The organism is Pseudohaliea rubra DSM 19751, assembly GCF_000764025.1.
GTDB classification, from domain to species: Bacteria; Pseudomonadota; Gammaproteobacteria; order Pseudomonadales; family Halieaceae; genus Pseudohaliea; species Pseudohaliea rubra.
Genome location: NZ_KN234806.1, coordinates 1 through 9,124 on the forward strand (window position 1 = coordinate 1; position 9,124 = coordinate 9,124).

At 68.5% G+C, this 9,124-nt stretch carries 9 protein-coding genes and 1 pseudogene; 8 read left to right on the forward strand and 2 right to left on the reverse strand.

Annotated features, from left to right (window positions below; all coding sequences use genetic code 11):
- The 8 genes from HRUBRA_RS13930 to HRUBRA_RS13965 form a co-directional block, all read left to right on the forward strand.
- Window positions 1–573, forward strand: a 573-nt coding sequence (locus tag HRUBRA_RS13930) for a tRNA (adenosine(37)-N6)-dimethylallyltransferase (RefSeq protein WP_035518153.1), incomplete at its 5' end; no start/stop codon positions are given.
- Window positions 574–752: 179 nt separating this feature from the next.
- Window positions 753–1,007 (forward strand): RNA chaperone Hfq, encoded by a 255-nt coding sequence (gene hfq, locus HRUBRA_RS13935; RefSeq protein ID WP_035518155.1) that lies wholly within the window; start codon window positions 753–755, stop codon window positions 1,005–1,007.
- Window positions 1,008–1,048: 41 nt separating this feature from the next.
- Window positions 1,049–2,314: a ribosome rescue GTPase HflX gene (gene hflX / locus HRUBRA_RS13940; RefSeq protein WP_035518156.1), complete on the forward strand. Its 1,266-nt coding sequence runs from the start codon at window positions 1,049–1,051 to the stop codon at window positions 2,312–2,314.
- A gap of 83 nt (window positions 2,315–2,397) precedes the next feature.
- Window positions 2,398–3,561 carry an FtsH protease activity modulator HflK gene (hflK, locus tag HRUBRA_RS13945; protein ID WP_035518158.1) on the forward strand — a complete coding sequence of 388 codons (1,164 nt, stop codon included), beginning with the start codon at window positions 2,398–2,400 and terminating at the stop codon, window positions 3,559–3,561.
- A 1-nt stretch (window position 3,562) separates the two neighbouring features.
- Window positions 3,563–4,438, forward strand: a complete 876-nt coding sequence (hflC, locus tag HRUBRA_RS13950) for a protease modulator HflC (RefSeq protein WP_035518159.1) — start codon at window positions 3,563–3,565, stop codon at window positions 4,436–4,438.
- A 226-nt stretch (window positions 4,439–4,664) separates the two neighbouring features.
- Entirely contained in the window at window positions 4,665–4,856 is a 192-nt protein-coding gene (locus tag HRUBRA_RS13955; protein WP_035518160.1) for a DUF2065 domain-containing protein, read from the forward strand.
- Window positions 4,857–4,864: 8 nt separating this feature from the next.
- On the forward strand, window positions 4,865–6,049 hold the full coding sequence (locus HRUBRA_RS13960; RefSeq protein ID WP_035518161.1) for an ATP phosphoribosyltransferase regulatory subunit: 1,185 nt from the start codon (window positions 4,865–4,867) through the stop codon (window positions 6,047–6,049).
- Window positions 6,050–6,063: 14 nt separating this feature from the next.
- Window positions 6,064–7,356 carry an adenylosuccinate synthase gene (locus tag HRUBRA_RS13965; protein ID WP_035518163.1) on the forward strand — a complete coding sequence of 431 codons (1,293 nt, stop codon included), beginning with the start codon at window positions 6,064–6,066 and terminating at the stop codon, window positions 7,354–7,356.
- A gap of 252 nt (window positions 7,357–7,608) precedes the next feature.
- Here the strand turns inward: HRUBRA_RS13965 and HRUBRA_RS13970 are convergent, their stop codons facing one another.
- Together HRUBRA_RS13970 and HRUBRA_RS15470 are read right to left on the reverse strand one after the other, a co-directional pair.
- On the reverse strand, window positions 7,609–8,061 hold the full coding sequence (locus HRUBRA_RS13970) for a helix-turn-helix domain-containing protein (RefSeq protein WP_201771618.1): 453 nt from the start codon (window positions 8,059–8,061) through the stop codon (window positions 7,609–7,611).
- Window positions 8,062–8,326: 265 nt separating this feature from the next.
- Window positions 8,327–9,124: pseudogene (locus tag HRUBRA_RS15470) on the reverse strand (M48 family metallopeptidase); the annotation flags it as partial.

Sequence of the window (9,124 nt, forward strand, 5' to 3'; positions counted from 1 at the left end):
GGCTGGCCGGCGCTGCACGGCGAGCTGGCTGTGGTGGACCCGATGAGCGCCGCGCGCATCCACCCGAGGCACGCCCAGCGTCTGGCCCGGGCCCTGGAGGTCTACCGCGCCAGCGGACGGCCGCTGTCGGCCTGGCACGGTGCGGCCGGGGCCCCGCTCGCCGACGACTACCGGGTGCTGCAGGTTGCCCTCTGTCCGGCGGACCGGTCCGTGCTCCACGAGCGTATTGCGGCGCGTTTCGACACCATGCTCGAGGCGGGGTTTCTGAAGGAGGTGGCGGCGCTCCGGGCCCGGGGCGATCTCCACCGGGAGCTCCCGGCCCTGCGCAGCGTCGGCTATCGTCAGCTCTGGGCCCACCTTGCCGGCGAGACCGATCTCGCCACGGCCCGGGAGCGCGCCATCGCCGCCACGCGCCAGCTCGCCAAGCGCCAGCTCACCTGGCTGCGCAAGTGGCCGTCGCTGCACTGGCTGCTCACGGACGCCGGCGGCCGGGTCATCGAGCATACACTGCCGGCACCGGGCCTGCCTGCGCGCGGCGATCCGGCAGATCTGCTCTTGAACTATCTCGCGTAGGACCCCATAGAGTAGAATCGAAAGGGAACGTTTGCTGCTTCAGGCAGTCTCAACGTTCCCCGCGGGCCTTGCGGGGCGTTCGTCGAAACGGGCGTCCGGCATAGGCTTCGCTGGCTTTTTGGCCCGCCTGGGGCCCACACTGCAGGCTCCAGCGGAGCCCACCACATGGAGAAAGCGTCATGTCAAAAGGGCACACGCTACAAGACCCTTACCTCAATATCCTGCGCAAGGAGCGGGTTCCCGTCTCTATCTACCTGGTCAACGGCATCAAGCTGCAGGGCCAGATCGAGTCCTTCGACCAGTTTGTTGTGCTGCTCAAGAACACGGTCAGCCAGATGGTCTACAAGCACGCTATTTCCACCGTCGTGCCGGGACGCGTGGTGCGCATGCCCATGCAGAATCCCCCCGAGGAAAATGGCAACGGCGACGAGTGATCGCCGCGCCGGCGCCCGCCGGCCGATGAGGGTACGCCCGCTTGTTCTTTGACCGGCCGGCCTCTGGCGAGGTAGCCGTGCTCGTGCACCTGGCTATGGGGCGCGAGTGCGAGGCGGACGACCCCCGGGAGTTCGAGGAGCTGGTGCTGTCGGCCGGCGGCGATCCCGTGGCCTACATTATGGGCCGTCGCGATGCGCCGCACCCCGGCACCTTCGTCGGTTCGGGCAAGGTCGAGGAGATCGCCGCCCTTGTGCACGAGCACGACGCTCAGGTGGTGATCTTCAATCACACCCTCAGTCCGAGCCAGGAGCGCAACCTCGAGCGCGCCCTCAAGTGCCGGGTCCTCGACCGCACCGGGTTGATTCTCGACATTTTTGCTCAGCGGGCCCGTACCCACGAGGGCAAGCTCCAGGTGGAACTGGCGCAGCTGCGGCATATGAGCACGCGGCTGGTCCGCGGCTGGACCCACCTCGAGCGGCAGAAGGGCGGCATCGGCCTGCGCGGCCCCGGGGAGACCCAGCTGGAGACGGACCGGCGGCTGCTGCGGGCGCGCATCAAGGCGATCGTCGCCCGCCTCGAGAAGGTGCGCCGCCAGCGCGAGCAGGGGCGCCGCTCCCGCCGCCGGGCGGAGGTGCCCACGGTGGCGCTGGTGGGCTATACCAATGCCGGCAAGTCGACGCTCTTCAATGGTCTGACAACCGCCGGCGTATACGCGGCAGACCAGCTCTTTGCGACCCTGGACCCGACCCTGCGCCGCCTTTCGCTGCCCGAGGCGGGCCCGGTGATTCTCGCCGATACGGTGGGTTTCATTTCCCACCTGCCGCACCGCCTCGTGGATGCCTTCAAGGCCACGCTGGAAGAGACGCGGAATGCCGATCTACTGCTGCATGTGGTGGACGCCGCCAGCGAGGATCGTGCGGAGCAGGCCCACCAGGTGCGGGAGGTGCTGCGGGAAATCGGCGCCGAGGACGTGCCGCAGCTGGAGGTCTACAACAAGATCGACCTGCTTGCCCTCGCACCGCGTATCGATCGGGATGAAGCGGGTCGTCCGCTGCGGGCCTGGGTCAGTGCCCGGGACGGCCTCGGCCTCGAGGGGCTCCTCGGCGCCATCGGCGAGCTGGTCGGCGACGATATGGTTGCCCGCGATCTCGTGCTCGCGCCGGAGCAGGGCCGTCTCCGGGCGGCCCTTTACCGTCTCGGCGCCGTCCGCGACGAGCGCTACGGCAGCGACGGCGCGGCTCATGTCTCCGTGCGCCTGCCGCGGGCGGACTGGGAGCGCCTTGTTGCAAACGAGGGCGCGCCCTGAACCGGGACATTGAAGTGCGCTGCAGTGATAGTGCACCCTCCCTTTTTGCTAGAATGATTCGCTTTACTGATCAGGAGATGGCTATGGCCTGGAATGAGCCGGGTGGCGGCAAGAAACCGAACGACCCGTGGGGCGGTGGGGATCAGGGTCCGCCGGACCTCGATGAGGCCCTGCGCAAGCTGCAGCAGCGTCTCGGTGGCCTGTTCGGGGGTCGTCGCGGGGGCTCCGGCGGTGGCGGTGGTGGCGCGAGTCTGTCCGGCGCCATGCTCGGGCTGGTGGCAGCCGGTATCTTCGTGGTCTGGGCCCTCATGGGCTTCTATCAGGTCGACGAGCAGGAGCGGGCCGTGGTGCTGCGCTTCGGCAAGTACCAGAGCACGGCAATGCCCGGTCTGCACTGGAACCCGCCGCTCATTGACGAAGTCATCCGTGTCAACACGACCAAGGTGCGCTCGGCCAGCTTCCGCGAGGTGATGCTCACCCAGGACGAGAACATCGTCGAGGTGCGCACCTCCGTGCAGTACGTGGTCGATGATGTGAAGAGCTATGTGCTCGAAGTCCGTGCGCCGGAAAACTCCCTCGAGCAGGCCGCTCAAAGTGCGCTGCGGCACGTGGTCGGCGGCATGACCATGGATCTGGTGCTCACCGAAGGCCGGGCGCGCATCGCCCAGGAAATGCGTGAGCGCCTGCAGGCCTACACCAGCGCCTACGGCACCGGCATCCGCATCAGCACCGTGAACGTCGACGAGTCGAAGCCGCCAAGCCAGGTGCAGGCCGCCTTTGACGACGTGATCAAGGCACGGGAGGACGAGGAGCGGGTGAAGAACGAGGCCCAGTCCTACGCCAATGGCATTGTCCCTGAGGCCCGGGGCCGCGCCCAGCGCACCATCGAGGAAGCCTCGGCCTACCGCGAGCAGGTTATCGCCCGCGCCGAGGGTGAGGCGGACCGCTTCGGCCAGCTCCTGGCCGAGTACCGCAAGGCGCCGGAGGTCACCCGGGAGCGCCTGTACATCGACGCCATGCAGGGCGTCCTCGGCAAGACCAACAAGGTCATGGTCGACGTCGACGGTGGCAACAACGTGATGTACCTGCCGCTGGACAAGATGGCGGAACGCGCCGCCAGTGCGCCGCGGAGCGGTCGTGAGATCTCCCTGGACACCGCCACGATCCGTGAACTGACGGATGCGGTGACCGAGCAGCTGCGCCGCGATGCCGCCGTGCAGCAGAACCGCCGCGGAGGAGGACGCTAACATGTCGGGACGTAATCTAACGCTGACGCTGGCGGCGGTCGTCGCCCTGTTCATTGCCAGCAATTCGCTGTTTATCATCAAGGAAACGGAGCGGGGTGTGCTGCTGCGCTTCGGCGAGGTCGTGACGCCAAGCCTGGAGCCGGGCCTGCACGTGAAGATTCCCTTCGTGAACAACGTGCGCAAGTTCGATGGCCGGGTGCTCACGGTGGATTCGCAGCCCGAGCGCTTCTTCACGCAGGAGCAGAAGGCGCTCATCGTCGACTCCTACGCCAAGTTCCGGGTGGACGATACGGCCAAGTTCTACACGGCCACCAACGGTGAGGAATCGCGGGCTGCGGGGCTGCTCGCGCAGCGCATCAACGACGGCCTGCGCAACGAGGTTGCCGCCCGGACCATCCAGGAGGTGGTCTCCGGCGAGCGCGACGAGCTCATGGAGATCATCACGCGGGATCTCGATAAGGTCGCCCGCACCGAGCTCGGTGTGGAGATCATCGATGTGCGCGTCAAGCAGATCGATCTGCCGCCGGATGTGTCCGAATCGGTCTACCGGCGCATGAACGCCGAGCGTGAGAAGGAGGCCCGCGAGCACCGCGCCCAGGGCAAGGAGCTCGCTGAGGGGATCCGCGCCGCTGCCGACCGCGAGGTAACGGTGATCGAGGCCAACGCCTTCCGCGACGCGGAGCTGATCCGCGGTGAGGGCGACGCCCGGGCCACGGCCATCTATGCCGATGCCTTCGGTCAGGATCCGGAGTTCTACAGCTTCACCCGCAGCCTCCGGGCCTACGGCGAGGCCTTCCAGACCCAGGGCGACATCATGCTCCTCAAGCCGGACAGTGAATTCTTCCGCTACCTCAAGGACGCCGGCGGCCCGAACTGATCCGGGCCACGGCAGCGCCGTCCTCCCCGGGGTCGGCGTCCCCGTCGCGGCAGGGTCGGCGCAGCGAACCACAGCGCAAGGGCGCGCCTTGCACAGGTGCCATGCACGCCCCGCACAGAGCACGTTCCCGGGGTGGTGCTGTGATACCATTTCCCAACCGTGAGGATCGGCATGGCAACAGCCCATGCGGGTCCCGCGGTTTTTTGTTGGCCCGGTGCGGAGTCACATGGATTTCTGGCAGGTTTTTCCGGTTGCGGTGGCCCTGGTGCTGGTGCTCGAGGGGGTTCTGCCGTTCCTGTCTCCGGCGCGCTGGCGGAGCATGGTTGTGCTCGTCGCGCAGCTTGACGACAGGGCGATCCGGCGCTTCGGCTTCGGCAGCATGCTCCTGGGCCTGGGCCTGCTCTACCTGGTGAATTGAGAAAAAGCATGGATACGGTGGACCGCTGGCAGTTGCCTGACGGCGTTGATGAACTCCTGCCCGAGCGCGCGGCGCGCCTAGAAGCGCTGCGCCGCCGGGTACTCGATCTCTACGCAAGCTGGGGCTACCGGCTCGTGGTGCCGCCGCTGGTGGAGTTCACCGAGTCGCTCCTCGAGGGCGTTGGCGCGGATCTCGACATCCTTACCTTCAAGATCCCGGACCAGCCCAGCGGCCGTACCCTTGGCATCCGCGCCGACATCACCCCGCAGGTGGCGCGCATCGACGCCCACGCCCTGGCCGACGATGGCGTCAGCCGCCTCTGCTACGCCGGTACCACGCTGCACGCGCGGCCGAAAACGCCGCTCGCCTCCCGGGCGCCGGTGCAGGCGGGGGCGGAGCTCTTCGGCGCCGCCACCCTGGCTGCCGATGTGGAGGTGATCAACCTGATGCTGGCGACCCTCGGTGCCGCCGGCCTCGACCAGGCCGTGACCCTGGATCTTGGCCACGGCGACGTCTGCGGCGCGCTGCTGGCGCAGCTGGCGCTGCCACCGGCGATAGAGGCGGCGGTTTTTGACGCGCTGCAGCGCAAGTCCCGCCCGGATCTTGAGGCCGTGCTTGCGGAGGCCTCCCCCGTGGCCCGCAACGCGCTGCTGGCGCTGCTCAAGCTCCACGGCGATGCCGCGGTCCTCGATCGCGCGGCGGCGGAGCTGTCCCCGGTGGCGCCGGCGGTGGGCGACGCCCTGGAAACGCTGCGCGCTGTCGCCCTGCAGGTTACCGCCCACCACCCGGGCGTCGACGTCTATTTCGACCTGGCGGAACTGCGCGGTTACCACTATCACACGGGTATCGTGTTCGCAGCCTACGTGCCCGGCCACGGCGAGGCCGTGGCCAATGGGGGCCGCTACGACAACGTCGGTCGGGCCTACGGCCGCGCCCGGCCGGCCACCGGCTTTGCCACGGACCTGAAGACCCTGGTGCAGCTGCAGGGGGTCGGCGCCCGGGAGTCTGCGGTGCCGGGCGCTATTGCCGCCCCCGACGGCGACGCGCCGGCGCTGGTGGCGGCGATCAACGCTTTGCGTGCCGCCGGAGAGGTGGTGATCGTGTCCCTCGCCGGCGAAGTCGACCCGCGCTGTGACCGGGAACTCGCTGCCGATAACGGCAGCTGGGCGGTGCGTCCGCGCCGCGGCAACTGATGAGACAGGAAGGCATGAGAAAGAATATCGTGGTTCTCGGCACCCAGTGGGGCGACGAGGGCAAGGGCAAGATCGTCGATCTGCTAACGGACCGGGCCGATGCCGTGGTTCGCTTCCAGGGCGGGCACAATGCCGGCCACACCCTGGTCTGCGACGGTGAGAAGACGGTGCTGCACCTGATTCCGTCGGGCGTGCTCCGCGCCGATGTGCAATGCCTCATCGGTAACGGCGTGGTGCTGTCTCCGGAGGCGCTGTTGAGCGAGCTGCGCGGACTCGAAGAGCGCGGCGTGCCCGTGCGCGAGCGCCTGCGCCTGTCTCCGGCCTGCCCGCTGATCCTTCCCTACCACGTGGCTCTGGACAAGGCCCGGGAGCTGCGCCGCGGCGATGCCAAGATCGGTACCACGGGCCGCGGGATCGGGCCCGCCTACGAGGACAAGGTGGCCCGCCGCGGCCTGCGCCTCGGTGATCTGGCCGACCCGGCCCGGTTCCGCCGGCGCCTCGAGGAGGTCCTCGAGTACCATAATTTCCAGCTCGAGCACTTTTACCAGGTGCCGCCGCTGGCGCTTGACGCCGTTGCCGATGAGGCCCTCGCCCAGGGCGAGGAGCTGCTGCCGATGATGGTCGACGTCACCGCGCTGCTCCATGAGCTGCGCGGCAGGGGCGCCCGCATTCTTTTCGAGGGCGCGCAGGGCTCTCTGCTCGATATCGATCACGGCACCTACCCCTTTGTCACCAGCTCGAACACCACCGCCGGCGGCACCGCCACCGGCTCCGGCTTCGGGCCGCTCTATCTCGACTATGTGCTCGGTATTACCAAGGCCTATACAACCCGTGTGGGCTCGGGCCCGTTCCCGACGGAGCTGTTTGACGACACGGGCGCACACCTGGCGGCAAAGGGCCATGAATTCGGTGCCACCACGGGCCGCCCGCGGCGCTGCGGCTGGTTCGATGCCGTGGCGCTACGCAACGCCGTCGCCATCAATTCGGTCAGTGGTCTGTGCCTCACCAAGCTCGATGTGCTCGACGGCCTGGAAGCCATCCAGCTTTGCGTAGGCTACGCCGATGCGGACGGGAACCCGGTGCCGAGCCCCATCGACTCGGACGACTACGAGGGCCTCGTTCCCGTTTACGAGACGGTGCCCGGCTGGCAGGAAACCACCCTCGGCGCCCGCAGCCTCGACGATCTGCCGCAGGCCGCGCGCGACTACATCACGCGCATCGAGGCCGTGGTCGGCGCGCCTATCGACATCATCTCCACGGGCCCGGACCGGGTGGAAACGATTATCCTGCGGCATCCCTTCGACTGAACCGGGTTTGGGCAGGCTTCGTAGCGCCGCGGCGCCGGGGGCGAAGGGTCGGTAACGGCCGCAGGGGCGAGCCGCGGACCGGCCGCTGCGGAACTCGACCAAAATTCGCTGCGCGAATTTTCGGGACTCGGACAGTCCTCGCGGAAAGCCCCGGCCCGCGGCTCGCCCCAAAAGCGCGGCCTGAAAGTTACCGACCCTTCGCCCCCGACGCCGCCTGCGCCGTGCCAAATGCCCCGGCACGCCGGTAGGATATCAGAGCCCGCTTTCCTGCCGGTATTCGGCAAAGCCCAGCCCCGTCCAGCGCCGGAAGGCGCGGTAGAAGCTGTTGACCTCGTTGTAGCCGAGGGCGTCGGCCAGGCACTTGCCGGGCAGGCGGCGCTCGGCGAGGAGCCGTTCGCAGCGGTACTGGCGGGCGCGGTCGAGGAGGAACTGGTAGCTGGTGTGATCCGCCCGCAGGCGCCGGCGCAGGGTGGTGCCGCTGATACCGAGCCGGTCGGCAACGCGATCGGCGCGCAGGCGCGACAGGTCGCTCTCCAGCAGCAGGCGCAGCACCTGCTCCGTGGTGGGCGACAGTGGGAAGTGCCGCGGCTTGTCCAGCGCCGGGTCCGGCCGCACGGGCAACGGCGGTATCGCCGGCAGCGGGGCGACCTGGTGACTGTGAGGGAATTCGACGTGAGCGCGCGACGGCGCGGGCGAAAAGCGCATAACCGTACCTCCATGTGCGGTAGTAGCGATAAGTTGTCTGCACCGGCAGCACCGCGGCGGAGCAATCCGTGCTCCCGACCCGCCGGCGCCGTCATCCCGGCACTCTTAAAACCATAGCAAAGCTCCGCCGTTTTGGAAGGTCGAGTTCCAAAAATGATCGAAGCGGGTTGATGGGGCGACTGGCGCAGTCGCCACGATAATCGGCGATGAGCACAAAATCAGGAGTGCACCGTGCCCCTTCGCGGAGTTTCTGCGCAGCCCCGCGCTACAACGGTGGCGCGTGCAGCTCCTCCGGCAGCGGGCAGTCAAGCACCGCCGCGATGCTCGCGAGGACCTCGTACTCCACCGGGCAGAGGTGGCCGTTCTCGCTGGCCGCTTCGCCCATGGCCTTGAGGATGCGGGGCTTCAGCAGCGGATAGCAGTCCGCGAGCGTGTGCACGGCCTCGCTGAAAGCGCGCACCGAGAGTGCTACCCGCGGCTTGAGTGTGAGCCTTGGCAGCGCCAGCGCGTCGCGGGCGCGGGCGAAGGCCGCCCCGGCCTCGCCGCTGCCCTCGTGGGCGAGCACCGAGAGCACCTCCGTGAGGGCGTCGCTGACCTTGCCCAGACGGCCATAGCGCGGCCGGCTCTGGGTCACCTGCACGAACTCCGGGTCCAGATAGTGACGCACCAGCTGGTACAGGCACCACTCCAGCAATTCCGTACGCTGGTCAGCGCGGATCACCGCCAGCAGCGTCTCCTTGAAGCGACGGTACTGCGGAGCGCTCATCGCCCGCAGCGCCGGCAGGCAGCGGTTCACCAGCGGCAGGCGCAGGCCGGCGGGGAGCGTGGCGAGGCCCGGCGCCAGGGTATTGACCAGCGTCGTCTGCCCGGGCACCTCGCGTTCGGCGATGAGCGCGAGCTGGCGGTCGCGGTGCGCCGGGTTGTCACTGATGAGCAGCCCGAGCACGAGCGAGGAGGCGCCCAGGGGATCATCGACGTGCAGCAGCAGCCCGTGGGCAAGGGCGGGGGCCCGGCCGCCGGGCGCGGGTTGGCCCGATGCCGGCGCGCTGCCTTCCGCCGGTGG